Source organism: Veillonella fallax (genome assembly GCF_020687175.1).
Lineage (GTDB): Bacteria > Bacillota > Negativicutes > Veillonellales > Veillonellaceae > Veillonella > Veillonella fallax.
Window position 1 is genome coordinate 1 of record NZ_JAJEQD010000023.1, and the last position, 17485, is coordinate 17485.

Here is a 17485-nt window from a genome sequence, read left to right on the forward strand (position 1 = left end):
TGTTTGTTCCCCTACTTGTTTCAATTGTTCTTCAGTAGCGGCACGGCCTTTTGTTGCAAAGTCTGCACTATTTACAGTTGTGTTAGACAACCCAGTAATATCGTTTGTAGTACCACCAGTTACGGTTACTGTACCAGTTTTTACAGTGCCAGCTGCACCATCTAAGGCAACTGCATTAACACCACCAGTTGTAATTGTGTTATTCACACCATCCACAACGGAGGAACCAATTGTAGCTTTACCAGTTGTACCATCAATTGTTACAGCATTAGTACCAGTACCAAGGGTCACTTTGTCATTGAGTTTTACATCATAGATTGTATGACCATCAGCAGCCGTAGTAGATGTAAGGGTTACATTACCTGTTGTAGCATTCGCTGCTTCACCATTGTTAGCCGTTACTGTAGTAGTTGCTTTTTTTACATCTGCAATATTAGCTGCATTTGTGTTATCTGTATCATCATTATTTACATGACCACTTGCTACATTTTTAATAACATTATTTCCATTATCTAAACCAGCATCAGTCAGGGATACAGGATTCTTACCTGTTGTATTGATACGTACACCATCAGCTGCGTAATTAGTATTACCGTTAGCATTGGTTACTGTTGTACCTGCTGCAGTTGTTGCAGTGGAGTCAGCACCATTAGTTACAGTCGTACCATCAGCTGTAGTTGCTGTAGATTTACCACCATCAGCTACTGTATTACCAGCGGCTGTGGATCTATTTGTCTTAGTACCATCAGTTTGCGCAATGCTATCGCCTGTAATAACAGTTGTTTTACCACCTGTTGCTTCGAAGGTTGCAGAGTTCATCTTCACTAGGTCTTTATTCAAGGAGTATGTGAAGTCTCGTTCGTTTTGGTTCACTGTGAGGTTTTCACCAGCAATCAATTGAACTTTGTCGTCTTTACCAACCTTAGCATCTTTCTTAGTACCTGTTTGGTTACCAGAAGTTGTAGCTTCTTTGTCAGCAGTGATTTGCCATGTTTGTTCCCCTACTGCTTTTAATTGTTCTTCAGTAGCGGCACGCCCTTTTGTTGCAAAGTCTACACTATTTACAGTTGTATTAGACAAGCCTGTAATATCGTTTGTAGTACCACCAGTTACGGTTACAGTACCAGTTTTTACAGTGCCTGCAGCACCATCTAAGGCAACGGCATTAGCACCACCAGTTGTAATTGTGTTATTCACACCATCCACAACGGAGGAACCAATTGTAGCTTTACCTGCTGTACCATCAATTGTTACAGCGTTATTACCAGTACCAAGGGTCACTTTGTCATTGAGTTTTACATCATAGATTGTATGACCATCAGCAGCTGTAGTAGATGTAAGGGTTACATTACCTGTTGTTGCGTTAGCTGCTTCACCAGTATTGGCAGTAATTTCAGTTTTAGATGCTTTTTTAGCTACGTTAATCGCATCAGCTACGTTTTGTGCTGTCGCTACACCATCTGTAGTTGGACCAGTTACAGTACCATCTGCACCAGCTGTGATAGCAGCTGTATTTATGTCGTATTTCACAACCCCTGCATCATCGATAGAGGCAGTTGTTAATGTACCATTCTTGAAGTTCAAGCCATCTGCCAAGGAAACTTGTTTTGCGGTACCATCATTTGCTTTGTAAGACAAGTTTGTCTTATTCGCAATCTTAGTACCATCGATTGTTACCTTGTAATCCTTAGTCGTACCATCCGCACTTGTTGTCGGTGTTACAGAAATTGGATTGTTAGCATCAGTTATATCTGTGCTTACTGTTACAGCCGCTACAGCAGATTTTTTAACCTCTGCTTCAGATACTTTTACAGTTAAATCTTTACCGTTTGCGTCAGTAGTTACATATTTACCATCGCCAACGATATTGAACGTATCGTCTTTAAGATTTACTACGCCAGCAGATGTATTAGTATCGCCAGAGAATTTCAAGTTAACTGCATCAGTTGTCGCTTTAGCAGTATCTGCTACAGCTTTCAGTTGATCTTCTGTTGCTGCACGACCAGTTGTAGCAGTACCATTCCATGTTGTATTGGATAAACCTGTTACATGGCTGTTATCTCCATCAACAGTTACGCCACCAATAACCGCATTCTTAGCAGTCACTTTACCTGTAGCGCCATCGAGTTTGATAGTTTCAGTTGTACCATCACCAACAGATACGCTTGTCAAACCAGCAAGGTCTTTATTCAAGGAATATGTAAACTTACGTTCATCTTGGTTGATTGTAAAGTTATCACCTGCAACTAATTCAACAGTTTGATCCTTACCAACAGTAGCATTTTTCTTAGTGCCTGTTTGTGCACCAGTTGTACCAGCTTTATCTGCTGTAATGTTCCAAGTTTGGCTAGATGCAGCATCTGCTACCTTTTGTAATTGATCTTCTGTAGCAGCACGGCCTGTTACGGCTTTAGTTACACCAGGAGTCCAATCTTTATTAGTCAAACCAGTAACAGTACCTGCAGCACCATCTACTGTAATAGTGTTTGCACCACCTGTAGTGATGGTGTTATTTACACCATCTACAACAGCAGTACCAACAGTGGCTTTACCAGCTGTACCATCGATAGTCACTGCATTAGCACCAGAACCAAGTGTCACTTTATCATTGAGTTTTACGTCATAGATTGTATGACCATCAGCAGCAGTGGTAGATGTAAGAGTTACATTACCTGTTGTAGCATTAGCTGCTTCACTTGTATTAGCAGTAATTTCAGTTTTAGCTGCTTTTTTAGCTGCGTTAATCGCATCAGCTACGTTTTGTGCTGTTACAACCCCATCTGTAGTTGGACCTGTTACAGTACCATCTGTGCCAACTGTGATAGCAGCTGTATTCACGTCGTATTTTACAACGCCTGCATCATCGATAGAAGCAGTTGTTAATGTACCATTCTTGAAGTTTAAACCATCTGCCAAGGAAACTTGTTTTGCTGTACCATCGTTTGCTTTATAGGACAAGTTTGTCTTATTTGCAATCTTAGTACCATCAATCGTTACCTTATAATCCTTAGTCGTACCATCCGCACTAGTTGTCGGTGTTACGGAAATAGGATTATTAGCATCAGTAGTATCAGTGCTTACTGTTACAGCTGCTACAGCAGATTTTTTAACCTCTGCTTCAGATACTTTTACAGTTAAATCTTTACCATTTGCATCGGTAGTTACATATTTACCATCGCCAACGATGTTGAATGTATCATCTTTAAGATTGACTACACCAGCAGATGTATTAGTATCGCCAGAGAATTTCAAGTTAACTGCATCAGTTGTGGCTTTAGCAGTATCCGCAACAGCTTTCAATTGATCTTCAGTAGCTGCACGACCAGTTGTAGCCGTACCATTCCATGTTGTGTTAGATAAACCAGTTACATGGCTGTTATCACCATCAACAGTTACGCCACCAATAACCGCATTCTTAGCAGTCACTTTACCTGTAGCACCATCGAGTTTGATTGTTTCAGTTGTACCATCACCAACAGATACGCTTGTTAAACCAGCAAGGGCTTTATTCAAAGAATAGGTAAACTTACGTTCATCTTGGTTGATTGTAAGGTTATCACCTGCAACTAATTCAACAGTCTCATCCTTACCAACAGTAGCATTTTTCTTAGTGCCTGTTTGTGCGCCAGTTGTACCTGCTTTATCTGCTGTAATGTTCCAAGTTTGGCTAGATGCAGCATCTGCTACCTTTTGTAATTGATCTTCTGTAGCAGCACGACCTGTTACGGCTTTAGTTACGCCAGGAGTCCAATCTTTATTAGTCAAACCAGTCACTGTACCAGTTGCACCATCTACCTTAATAGAGTTTGTACCACCAGTTGTAATTGTGTTATTTACACCATCTACAACAGAGGAACCAATAGTGGCTTTCCCCGCTGTACCGTCGATTGTTACTGCATTAGCGCCTGTACCAAGGGTCACTTTGTCATTGAGTTTTACGTCATAGATTGTATGACCATCAGCTGCTGTAGTAGATGTAAGGGTTACATTACCTGTTGTTGCGTTAGCTGCTTCACCTGTATTAGCTGTAATTTCAGTTTTAGATGCTTTTTTAGCTGCGTTAATCGCATCAGCTACGTTTTGTGCTGTTGCAACCCCATCTGTAGTTGGACCTGTTACAGTACCATCTGTGCCAGCAGTGATAGCAGCTGTATTCACGTCGTATTTTACAATGCCTGCATCATCAATAGAAGCAGTTGTTAATGTACCATTCTTGAAGTTCAAGCCATCTGCCAAGGAAACTTGTTTTGCTGTACCATCATTTGCTTTATAGGACAAGTTTGTCTTGTTCGCAATCTTAGTACCATCGATAGTTACCTTGTAATCCTTAGTTGTACCATCCGCACTAGTTGTCGGTGTTACCGTCAATGGGTTATTAGCATCAGTTGTATCTGTACTTACCGTTACAGCAGCTACAGCCGATTTTTTAACCTCTGCCTCAGATACTTTCACAGTCAAATTCTTGCCATTCGCATCAGTAGATACATATTTACCATCACCAATGATATTGAACGTATCATCTTTAATGTTCACCACGCCAGCGGCAGTGTTAGTATTACCTGCAAATTTCAAGTTTTGATTGCCCACAGCCGTTTGGATATCACCAATATTAGCTGCATTAGTCACAGTAGTACCACCACTAGCAACGTTAGAAATAACCTTGCCACCAGCATTGATACCATCTGTTTTATCAATAGAAATACCACCAACAGTAAGTGTATCTGTTGTAACACCAGTACCTGTAATGGCTGTTGTACCATTTGTTAAACCATTTGTATTGATAACCGTATTGCCTGCTATGAAAGATGTACCAGTGAAAGTAGTGCCTGTGAATGCTTTACCAGTTACAGAACCATCTGCACCATTTAATGTAATTGCATTAGCACCAGATCCTACAGTTACTTTATTATTAGCTGTTACAGAGTCAACGGTAATATCCTTCTTAGTGGCAACAGTGATTTTCTTTTTATCTGTACCATCTTGTGTAATCTCGATATTATCGCCATTAACAAGATCCACAGTGTCGCCACCTTTTACTGCTGTTTTATCAGTTGTGCTGGAATTAGTTGTAATACTCCAAGCTGCACCTGCTTTAGCAGCCTCAGCAGCTTTATTAATAGCATCAGATACATTCTTAGCTGTTGCCAAGCCATCTGCACCAGTTACAGAAGCTTCACCTGTTGTAGCATTACTATTAATCGTAGCACGAGTAGTGGAAATCTCTACAGTATTACCATTCATATTCGTAGATACAAAGTCACCTGTAGCGCCTTTCACATTAAACGCCACATCAGCCTTGCTTAAAGATTGGCTAGACGCAGTGCCAGTATCGGCACCCAAGGTAATATTTCTAGCAATCGCTGCTGCATTAGTTGCAATAGCTGCTGTATTTTTGGTGATATTACCTTTATTCGTAGCAATGTCTGCCGTATTCGTTACAATATTGCCTTTATTTGTTGCTATATCTGCAGTATTAGTATTGATTTGAGTCTTGGTTGCTGTATTAAGATCAAAGGATACTTTACCATCATTATCAACTGTAGCAACAGTAGAGCCACCATCTACAAAATCAAGACCTTTAGATAAAGATACTTTCTTTGCATTAGCATCTGCCGCACTATTAGCACGATATGTTAAATCAGTTTTAGCAGCGAGTTTTGTGGTATCGATACCTATTGCATAATCCTTAGAATTAGTACCCGCTGTTGGGGTTACCGTAATCGGATTGTCAGCTTGCGTATCCTTACTTACTGTTACAGCAGAAACAGCTAAATCCTTCACCTTAGCGGTATCAACAGCAACTTTCACACCTGCTGCCGTAGCAGACGTGCTTACAAGGTTACCATCGCCCGTTACTGCAAAGGATACATCACCGTCTTTAAGGTATTTATTACCTGTAGAACCAGTATCAGCAGTGAGGCCAATACCCTTCGTTGTAGCGTTGACAGTGTCAGCATCTAAACCAACCGTAATCGTTTGATTATTTACAGTTGCTGTTACACCGTTAGCACCAGCCACGTTAAGTTTTTGGTTTTTAAGGTCCACAGTGCCGTTATTTGTACCATCAGTAATATTGAGATTTTGAGACAAGTTAGCAACCGCTTGTTTCACATCCCCAATATTGGCTGCATTAGAATCATCGGTAGCATTATTATTTACCGTACCGCTAGCTACATTAGAAATAACCTTACCACCAGCATTAATACCAGCAGTTTTATCAATAGAGATACCACCTACAGTTACTTTATCTGTTGTAATACCTGTGCCTGTAATAGCAGTTGTACCATTTGTTAAACCAGACGTATTGATAACAGTATTACCTGCAGTTACGGAATCAACAGTTATATTCTTAGCCGTTCCGATGGTGAAAGCCTTACCAGTTTGGCTGATTTCAATGTTATCTCCATTATTAAAGGCAATTGTATCGCCACCTTTTACCGCTTCTTCAGCATGAGCATTCGCTTTTACTTTGAAAGAAGAAGCATCCTTAGCAGCATCCTTAATAGCTTGTTCATTAACAGTCAAGGTTACATCATTGCCAGATGCAGCTGTCGAGATAAACTTGTTATCCCCTTTGATGTTGAAAGATACATTACCATCCTTTAAGGACTTAGCAGTCGTAGATGTGCCTTTATCATCGGCTAACGCAATAGTATGAGCAATGTTTGCTGTATTTGTTGCAATATTTGTTGTGTTAGTAGTAATTTGATTTTTGTTTGCAGTGATATTCGACGTATTCGTAGCAATATCTTGTGTATTTTTTGTAATCTTATTACCTAATACAGTATTTGTATTGTTAATTGCAGCAGCAACCTCTGTGGCTTTAGCTACACCGGTAGTACCCGTTACAGTACCATTCGTTGTATTAGGTGTTAATGTACCTTCTGCTACGTCAATAGTAATCGTTTGCCCACTAACAGTGGCTTTCGCTGCACCTGTACCTGTTACTGTTAATTTTTGATTTTTAAGAGCTACAGAACTATTATTTGTGCCATCGCTGATGTTTAAGTTTTGAGACAAACCATTAACAGCAGAGTTAATAGCACTAGCTACATTCTTAGCAGTAGCTAAACCATCAGCACCTGTTACGAAAGCAGCACCAGTATTGGCATCACTATCAATTGTGGCACGTTTTGTAGATACTTTTACAGCACTACCATCCATTGTAGTAGAGATATAGTCACCAGTGGCACCACTCACCGCAAAGGACACATTACCATTGCTTAAAGACTGACTAGAACCTGTACCACTATCTGCGTTAAGCGTAATAGTACGGCCTACTGCTGTAGCAGATTTATTAATAGAATCTTTTGTAGCTTGGTTTAAATCAAAAGATACTTTGCCATCAGAATCTACAGATGACACCGTATTTGTGCCATTAACAAAGTTAAGACCTTTAGCTAAAGACACAGTTTTTGCTGCAGCACCATTAGCTGTATAGGCTAAATTCGTTTTAGCTGCAAGTTTTGTAGTATCGATACCAATTGCATAATCTTTAGAATTAGTACCTGTCGTTGAAGTTACAGTGATAGGATTATCTACAGTATTAGCTTTACTTACGGTTACTGCTTCAACAGCTAAATCTTTCACTTTAGTGGAATCAACAGATACTTTTACACCAGTAGCAGAGCCTGCAGTAGTTACAAGATTACCGTCACCATATACTTTAAAGACTGCATCACCATCTTTTAGATACTTGAGGCCTGTGGATCCCGTATCTCCAGTTAAACCAATACCTTTAGTTGTCGCTTTAACAAGCTCTGGTTCAAGGCCTATTACAAGATTTTGTCCACTCGTATTCGAATAGATATCTGTGCGAATACCATTTCCACCTGTTACGGTAAGCTTTTGGTTACTAAGATTTACTGAGCCCGTTTTAGTTCCTTTATTGGCAATGATATCCAACTGAACTCCAGAAACAACGTTATTAATTGCTTGGGCTACATTACTAGCATCTGCTAATCCAGTTGACGCGGAAGCTCTACCATTATTTAAAGTTATATTTTGTACATTAGAAGAAATAGTTAATTCCTTACCATTTGCAGCGGTCTTGATATAAGTATTATCGCCATTAATAGATAATTTACTATTAGCAAGATTGACATCTCCACTGCCAGTATTGCCTGTAAAAGCTAAGTTAACACTTTTTAATTGAGCAATGTTAACGGCATCTGTGTCATTAGTGCCAGCTGCAACACCGGTTATCTGACGCGTCATCGTACTATTGCCTACGGATACTGCACCAAGTTTACTTGTTAAAGCAATATCAGTTAATCCGGCATATTTATCTGTGCGATTTGTATTAACATTGTATCCTTGTACACCAGCTGCAGTACTAGCTTCAGAGAAGGAACCTAATGCAATACCATTGTACGCAGAAGTATTGGAATTAGGACCTATTGCTACACCATTCTCAGCAGAGGAACCTGCATTAATCCCCACTGCGATAGCAGATGAGGCACTACCGTTAGTATTTTTACCAATAGCAATAACATTATCAATCGATTTAGTAGCACTGCTGCCGACAACTTTGGCACCAGTACCAAGCATAATAGACTCACTAGTATAGATTTTAGTATTAGCAATATTACCAGCACCATTGCCTAAGCTAGTATTATTATTACCAATTACTTGTCGCCCTGCATTTGTACCAACACCAACATTATTAAGACCATTGGACTGCATTCCGGCAGCCCAGCCAATGGCAACACCATTAGCATTATTTGAAGCACCATTATTTGCTTGGTACCCCAAAGATATTACACTATTACTATTAGCCTGTGCCCCATTACCTATTGCTAGGCCTGAATCGCCCTTAGCCTGTGACGAACTTCCTAAAGCAACTGCATCTTGTCCAGCTGTAGATGCACTTCTACCTAATGCGATAGCATTTTGTGCTGACGCAGCTGCATTATACCCAATGGCAAGAGCACTTTCAGCTTCCGTTGAAGCACCAAAACCTATGGCTGTTTGATAATTTGTACCCACTTTAGTCTTTGTACTAGAGCCCAAGGCGGTAGTCCCAACACCATTAGCCTGAGCGCCCTTAAATTGCCAATTACCACCACCAAGAGCAACAGTAAAGTCACCATTGGCTTTAGCATCTTTACCAAGAGCCACCGATCCAACAGCATTAGATACTGCACTAGGTCCAATTGCTATAGCATCTGTACCTGTAGCACCATCATTATTTATATTGCCTGCATCAGAAGAATTTACAGAGAAGTATTTTACCTTTGCTGCATTTAATTGAGATACATTAACTGCATCATTATCCTTCACACCATTAGCCACATTTCCTAATATTCGAGGAGTTTGTGTTTGCTTATTCGTATCAGTTTGAGCAACATTCACCAGTGCTAATGATGCTGGGGTCTGTGCAACAGCACCAGTTACTAATGTACCGTCATCTTTGACATCTACTGTACGGTAGTATTTTTCAACCTTAGTACCATTCTCAATCGTTGATACTTTTGAAAGCGGTTCCCCTGTAGCATTTACATTAACCACAGAACCAGAACCACCGTTCATAATATTAGTTACTTTACGTGCCAAGGAGTAGATTTGAGAACCATTAACTGCATCTGTACTTGTTTGAGAAACCTCACCTGGCGCCACATTTTTAAGCTGACGTTCGAAACCTTTAGCACCAAAGGAAACAACGTCACCAGGAGAAATGTTTTCACCGCCAGACCATTTAACTTCTACACCATCAATAATTGCATTCACTTGTTTTGTTGCATAATGGTCCGTATTAGAACCACCACCGATAGCTACAGAGTTATCAAAGTTAGCACGAGCCGCAGTACCAATGGCCACAGCATTAGTAACAGGGTTATTATTAACAACTTGGCCTTTATCATTCATACGAGCCATACTGTTAGCTGCAGTACCAATTGCAACACCTGCATTACCGGCAAGAGCACTTGTACCATAGGCGACACCAGCATGAGCTGCTGTAGTGCCTTTATAGTCTGTCAAATTATAGCCTGTTAGATCTTGAATTGCAGTTTGTAAGGTACCAGTAACCTCAGCATCATTCTTATTAGTATAGGAGACTAGCTGATTTGCAGCTTTTCTGGCATCATCGCCACCAATGGCAATCGCAGAATGGCCATCAACCTTTACATTGCCACCAATAGCAATGGATTGATCACCTGTAACAACAGCACCTTCATCTGGAGAAAGACCACTACCAATGGCAACCCCTTGTGTTATATCGGCTGCTACACGAGAATTTGATCCTATAACAATTGCACGACTTGTAGTTGTTAAGCCCGCACCAGTCTTAGTTTCTGCTTTTGCATTTCTACCAATAACAACGCTATCTTCACTTAAGGATTGAGCACCACTACCGATAGCAATACCATTTTGTTTTGTAACTGTGCTAGATGGACCTATGGCAATAGAATTGCCCCCTTGTGCTCCATCATTATCAACATTACTACCAGCACCTGTTGCTGTAGAATTAATAGATACATACTTTATAGGCTTAATCGCGCTGGCTACAGCATATAATTGGGAGCCATTAATTGCATCTGTACTTGTAGCAGATACTTCACCAGCTGCGACATTTTTAATTTGTCGTGTTGCACTAGCGTTGCCTACAGAAACTTGCATATTAGGATTGTTTGTAGCGCCAGCAAAATTATAGGTAATACCATTTATTGTAGCAGAAGGTATATTTGTAGCCGATGTTGCAGTCGTAGAACCACTACCTAACGCAACAGCACCTTTCTTATCTGACTGGGCATTAGTACCAATAGCCACGGTATCTTCAGAACTAGCCGTAGTATTCTTACCAATAGCTACAGCACCTTTTGCAGAGGCAGTCGTTTTATCGTTAGATGCATCATTTTCTTGACTGCCGATAGCCAAACCACCATTAGATGCAGTCGCATGATGACCAATGGCGGTAGATGTCCCCGTAGCAGTTACATTTCGGCCCATCGCAACAGCAAAGTTACCGTTTGCACTTGCCTCATAGCCCATAGCCATAGAAGTAGATCCAGTAGCAAAAGCATTTCGTCCCATAGCTAATGAGTAAATACCTGTTGATGCAGAATCTTGGCCTATTACAACCCCACCTGCAAGATTATTATTTGTATCTTCAAAAACACCTTTACCAATTGCTACACCACCAGTTGCAGCTAAGGCATTCTGACCTACAGCGACCCCACTATTCTTAGCATTTGCATAAAAACCTAAGGCAACTGCATTATCCCCCTCTGCAGTAGTGGCATAATTAATAGTCTTAAGCGTATTAACAACGGACCTCGATGAATTTATGCTACTTGCAAATCCTCGTGGCCCAGAGTTTCCCGCACCACTACCAACAGCTACGGAATTTTCACCTGTAGCTTTGGCATTCGTACCAACAGCTAACGCTCTGCCACTAGTTGCACTTGCGGTTGTACCAATAGCTAGAGACTCATTTCCAGATGCAGATGCTTGCATACCCACAGCAGTAGCTGTTGTACCTGTAGCACTGGCTAGAGACCCCAATGCTGTAGCCGATGCACCAGTTGCCGCCGAAGAACGACCTAATGCAGTGGCATCAATAGCAGTACCTTTTGAATTTGCACCAATGGCAATAGCTTTTTCAGAATCTGCAAGTGTTGATGTACCTAAAGCAATAGCATCTGATCCAGATGCTATTACATTACTACCGCCATCTGTACCTGAGCCAATACCAATAGCCCCCGAACCACTCGCTGTAACTTTATAACCAATAGCTGTAGCTTTTTGTGCAGAGTTAGAAATCTGAGAGCCGATGCCAATGGATTGATTACCTGTAACACTAGAGTAATAACCTATTGATGTACTAGCCCCACCAGCAGATGTCACATTTCTACCGATAGCAATAGCATTTCCATCAGACGCATTAGCTGTCATACCAATAGCTATATCATTGGTATTTTTTGCTTTTGCATTATACCCAATCGCAGTTGATTTCTCACCAGTAGCCTCTGTTTTTTCAGTGTTATCGATAGCAGAATCACCATTACCACCACCAATAGCAATTGCATTTGCAGCTGTTGCAGATGCACTACGCCCGAGTGCGGTCGCATTACCACCAGTTGCTACAGCACGTAAACCTATAGCGGCATCGCCCCATTTATTATACGCATTAATCGTAGCCGCCTTATCATCAAATGGGGCCCCATTATTAACAGCTCCAGTATAAGTGTTCGCACCAGCCAGTGCTTGGTAGCCAAGAGACAAAGAACCATTACCATAGCCACGTGCATCTGGGCCCATTACCGAAGATCCCTCTTTGAGTGCCTTGGCTTGTTCACCAATCGCAATAGAGTTATCAACAGTGACTTTACTTTTCCAGCCAACCCCTACACTATACTGACCAGAAACATTAGCATCAGTACCAATTGCGGTAGCATTTCCAGCATTAGCTATAGCTTTAAAACCAAAAGCAGATGCACCCGGTCCTGTAGCATTAGAATGTGCACCAACTGCTGTTGCTGCATTAGCTTCGCCACCACTTGGAACACCTTGTGCAAAACTATCAGAACCTATAGCAACGGATTTAGCACTAGAAGCATTAGCAGCCACACCTATAGCTTGAGCATTTTGACCTGTTGCACTGGATGAACGCCCCATCCAAAATGCACTTTGAGCTCCTTCGCCACCTGCTGGCCATGCTGCAAATGTTGCTTGTCCACCATTAACCATCGCCAAAGCCGCAAATATCCCGGCCACTACAATTTTCTTTTTCCCAGTTTTGTTCTTTGCGATTTCAGATACTACGATGTAGCACTGTTTCGACTTAGACCAAATTACTTTAAAAATCTTATTCATTGTCTTTCCTTTTTACCAATTAACTCTCAAAAAACTATATATTATCTATCACAAATACTAAGTTACAATAATCGTATTTTGTCGAATTTATTTCAATTATTATTTTCGACTATATTTCATAATTTTATCACAGTTTACTATTTCCATTCAAGAAATCGCATTAAAAATCAGAATATTTAATAGCTAATCAATCTTTTTCGAAGAATGTATAAGTATAGGTAATATATGGGTTGCCATCTTCATCTAATGCATTTCAAGCTAATAAATACACATTTTTTATTAATATTAATGTATAAACATTATCTCAAGAAATTTATGAAAGTAAAATGATTTAATTTTAGTATGTGTATTTTTTATCTCATACAAACTTATGTAAATATAATTTTATATTTCACGCAATTAAAATCATTATTTTTATGAAAATTATATAACTTTTAACTTTTAGATAAACTTAGTAATAAAAAAGCCACCACTCATAAAGAGTGGTGGCTTTCACCATATACATATTCATACATGAATATATACAAATATGTAACGATATATACATCTAAAATTATGCTTTTGCAGCTAATAATTTATCAACCGCAGCTTTTAATGCATCAATTTCAGATTGTTGTTGATCAAGCTTAGCCTTGTAAGATTCATTTTCTGTACGCAATTGAGTCATTTCATCTTGCATTACATAAATGGAACTAATAGGGCCTGCTTTATAACGATCAGGAATATTTTTCTTTTCTGGGCTAGAACCAAATTTATGAGTCACACCAGCATTTACCATATTATGGTTACCACCAAGAGAAACACCTACATTAAACATAGTATTTTCATTAGTATAATGAGCTAGGCCAAGAGCCGCTGCCGTTTCCCCATGATAGTTGCCTACACCCGCCATAACTTGAGTTGGCTCTAATGGATCATATTGAATTGGTTTTAACGCTGCCATAGCTGCCGCATGAGCACCTACACGTTGCGTTTCAGTAGCCACTTTATTAATTTCTTGACGAAGCTGTGTTGTATTACCAGCATTAGCTTGCGTCATTTGATTAATAGCATGAGCAACATTATCTGCTGTTGCAAGATCAGTACCACTCGCTGTAGCTTGTCCATTAGCAACAGTAATGCTAGATGTTTTAGCATCATATTTCACAACACCATTAGCCGCCACAGTTGCTTTTGTATGATCACCATCAGTGAAATTAAATCCACTTGTAAGGCTTGTTGTTTGGCCATTTGCACCATTAGCAGCATAGGCAATATTAACTTTTGATGTATCAAGAGATAAACCAATACCATTAGTATTTGTTGTAGTCTTAATCATCGTATCACCAGTGATAGCAAATGTATTACCTTGCAACGTCATAGATTGTGCAGGATTCGTATCCCCTTTGAAAGTTAATGCTGTATTACCAACAGTAGCATTTACTTGATTAATAGCGTCTTGCAATTGACCTTCAGTAGCTGCACGATCAGCTTTAATCCCCCCTGCTGGAGTCCATGTTGTGTTGGATAGACCTGTAATGGTATTTGTTGTGCCACCTGTAATTGTTACATTACCAGCTTTCACAGTATTACCTTGAACAGTGTCACCTTTCACAGTACCTGCTGCAGTCACATTACCAGATGTAGTTACATTTTTAGCAGTTACATCGCCCGTAGCAGTGATATCCTTAGCAGTTACCGTACCAGTATTGCCGTCTAATTTAACCTCATTAGCGCCTGTACCAGCTGTTACCGTTGTGAAAGCAACATTGTCTTTTGTCTTATAGGTAATATCCTTGCCAGTACGAGATACTTCCATATTGGATCCAGCTTTGAAGTTAACAGTGTCACCACCGGAAATCGTTTCTGTACCGGTCGTACCATCTGCAGCAAGTTTCCATGCAGATTGAGATACTGCTTTTGCAGTCGCCGCATTAATAGCGTCAGCTACATTTTTTGCAGTTGCAAGGCCATCATTTCCAGTTACGGAAGCTTCACCTGTAGCGGCATTACTATTGATGGTTGCACGTTTTGTAGAAATCTCTACAGTACTACCATTCATGTTTGTAGAGATATAATCCCCACTTGCACCTTTTACCGCGAAGGATACATCACCATCTTTTAAGGATTGGCTAGATGTAGTACCACTATCCGCAGCAAGAGAAATATTTCTGTTAGCTGCTGTACTAGCATTATTAATCTTATTCTTAGTAGCCGTATCTAGACCCACAGTAATAGTTTTACCACTCACTGCAGTAGTAACACCATCTGCGCCTACAACCTTCAATGTATCATTCTTCAAATTGATAGAGTCATTATTAGTGCCATCTGTGATGTTAAGTACTTGAGAACCTGTCGCTTTAGTAACAGCATTAGTAACGGTTGTATTAACGATGTTGGCTACATCATTTGTTGTCGCTACACCATTAGTAGTGGATTTAGCTGTACCATCTGTATTACTACCAAATGTACCTTGTTTGATAGACACAGTTACCGTATCAGTAGCAGCAGACGTAGTAATAAAGTTGCCATCACCTGCTACTTTGAAGGATAAACCACCATTTTTATTGAGTGCTTGTCCTGTTGTAGACGTACTATTATCACCTGTTAATGTGAAAGTATTCGCCCCTAGAGTATTAACCGCTGTAGAAGAGTTAGTAACTGCTTTGTTAATTGCGGTATTAACAGCATTTTTTACATCATCTGTTGTAGCTACACCTGCTGTGTTTGTGATATTACCATTGCCATCAGTAGACAAAGAACCTTGCGTTACATTGAACTTCACAACACCACCAGCTGCTACTTCTGCAGTTGTTAATGTACCATCAGTAAATTTGAACCCATCTTTCAAGGATACAGTTTTAACTGGAGTATCGTTGTTTGCTGTGTAACTAATACTTGTGTTCTTAGTCAAATTAGTAGTCAAATCACTAATCGCCTTTGTGATATCACCAATATTTGCAGCGTTTGTAGAAGTCGTACCACCACTAGCAACATTGGTAATCACTGTATTACCTGCATCAATACCTGTCGTTGTAACAGATGGACCACCTGTTAAGCGGAATCCAGTTGTATTCATAGATGCATTGCCAGCTGTAAATGTATTACCACTCACTCCACCTGTTGCACCATCCAATGTAATAAGGTTAGTAGCAGAACCAACTTTTACGGTATTTGCTGCCGTTACAGAATCTACAGTAAGGTCTTTTTTCGTCTTAACTGTAATCTTCTTACCATCTGTACCATCTTGTGTAATCTCGATGTTGTCACCATTAATGAGATCAACCGTATTACCACCAGATACTTTTGTAGCGGTACCACCATTAGTAGAAATATTCCAGGCAGAACCATCTTTAGCAGATGTAACAGCTTTAGTAATCGCATCATTCACAACAGTCGTCATGTTATCTGCTGTTACTACGCCATCTGTAGCTTTATTAATTGTACCATCTGTATTTGTAGATAATGTACCTTTTTTAACAGTTACTTTTACAGTGTCTGCAGTAGCACTAGTAGATACTAAATCGCTATCACCCGCTACTTTGAACGCTAAACCACCAGATTTATTGAGTGCTTGTGCTGTTGTATCTGTAGAATCTGCTTTTAATGTAAATGTATTATTACCTAATGTGCCCAACGAGGTAGTTGCATCACTAATTTTTTGATTTAATACGGTGTTTGCATTATTAATAGCAGCCGCTACATCGCTCGCCTTAGCTACACCAGCTGTAGCACTAGTTGTACCATCTGACTTATTAGTAAATGTACCTTGTGCTACATCAACAGTAATCGTTTGATTATTCAAAGACGCTGTCGCAGCACCTGTACCTGCTACCGTTAATTTTTGAGTTTTAAGGTTAACAGAGCTATCTGTACCACCTGCAGAAATATCAAGTTTTTGAGTACCAGTAGCATTATCTACTGCTTTTGTAATCGCTGTATTAACTGCATTTTTTACATCGTCTGTTGTAGCTACACCTGCTGTATTTGTAATATTACCATTGCCATCAGTAGACAAAGAACCTTGTGTCACATTAAACTTCACAACACCATTAGCTGCTACTTCTGCAGTTGTTAATGTACCATTAGAGAAGTTAAAGCCATCTTTTAAGGACACAGTTTGACCAGGAGTAGCAGTATTTGCTGTGTACGCAATATTAGTATTCTTAGTTAAATTAGTTGTTAAATCATTAATAGCAGTTGTAACCTTAGTATTCACATCACCAATAGTAGCGGCATTAGTAGCAACTGTGCCACCGCTTATCATATTAGTAATTTGTTTACCGCCTGCATCAATACCAGCAGTAGTAACAGATGGGCCCCCTGTTACACGGAATCCAGTTGTATTCATAGAGGCATTACCAGCTGTGAAGGAATTACCACTCACTCCACCTGTTGTACCATCCAATGTAATAAGGTTAGTACCAGAGCCTACTTTTACAGTATTGGCTGCAGTTACAGAATCTAATGTAAGGTCTTTTTTCGTCTTAACCGTAATCTTCTTACCATCTGTACCATCTTGTGTAATCTCGATGTTGTCACCATTAATGAGATCAACTGTATTACCACCAGATACTTTTGTAGCGGTACCACCATTAGTAGAAATGTTCCAGGCAGATCCATCTTTAGCAGATGTGACAGCTTTAGTGATAGCATCATTCACAACAGTTTTCATGTTATCTGCAGTTAC

Annotated in this window: 2 protein-coding genes; both read right to left on the bottom strand. The window is 39.9% G+C overall.

The genetic code is table 11. From position 1 onward, the window contains the following. A partial coding sequence (locus tag LKD20_RS08875; protein WP_227721530.1) for an ESPR-type extended signal peptide-containing protein occupies positions 1-12816 on the bottom strand: 12816 nt, incomplete at its 3' end. 553 nt (positions 12817-13369) lie between these two features. Next, positions 13370-17470, bottom strand: coding sequence for a YadA-like family protein (locus LKD20_RS08880; RefSeq protein ID WP_227721531.1), 4101 nt, complete (start codon positions 17468-17470; stop codon positions 13370-13372). Positions 17471-17485 lie beyond the last annotated feature (15 nt).

Bases quoted from the DNA above. Each gene is read 5' to 3' on its own strand.
- LKD20_RS08880 (WP_227721531.1), bottom strand. From the start codon at position 17,470: ATGAAAACTGTTGTGAATGATGCTATCACTAAAGCTGTCACATCTGCT.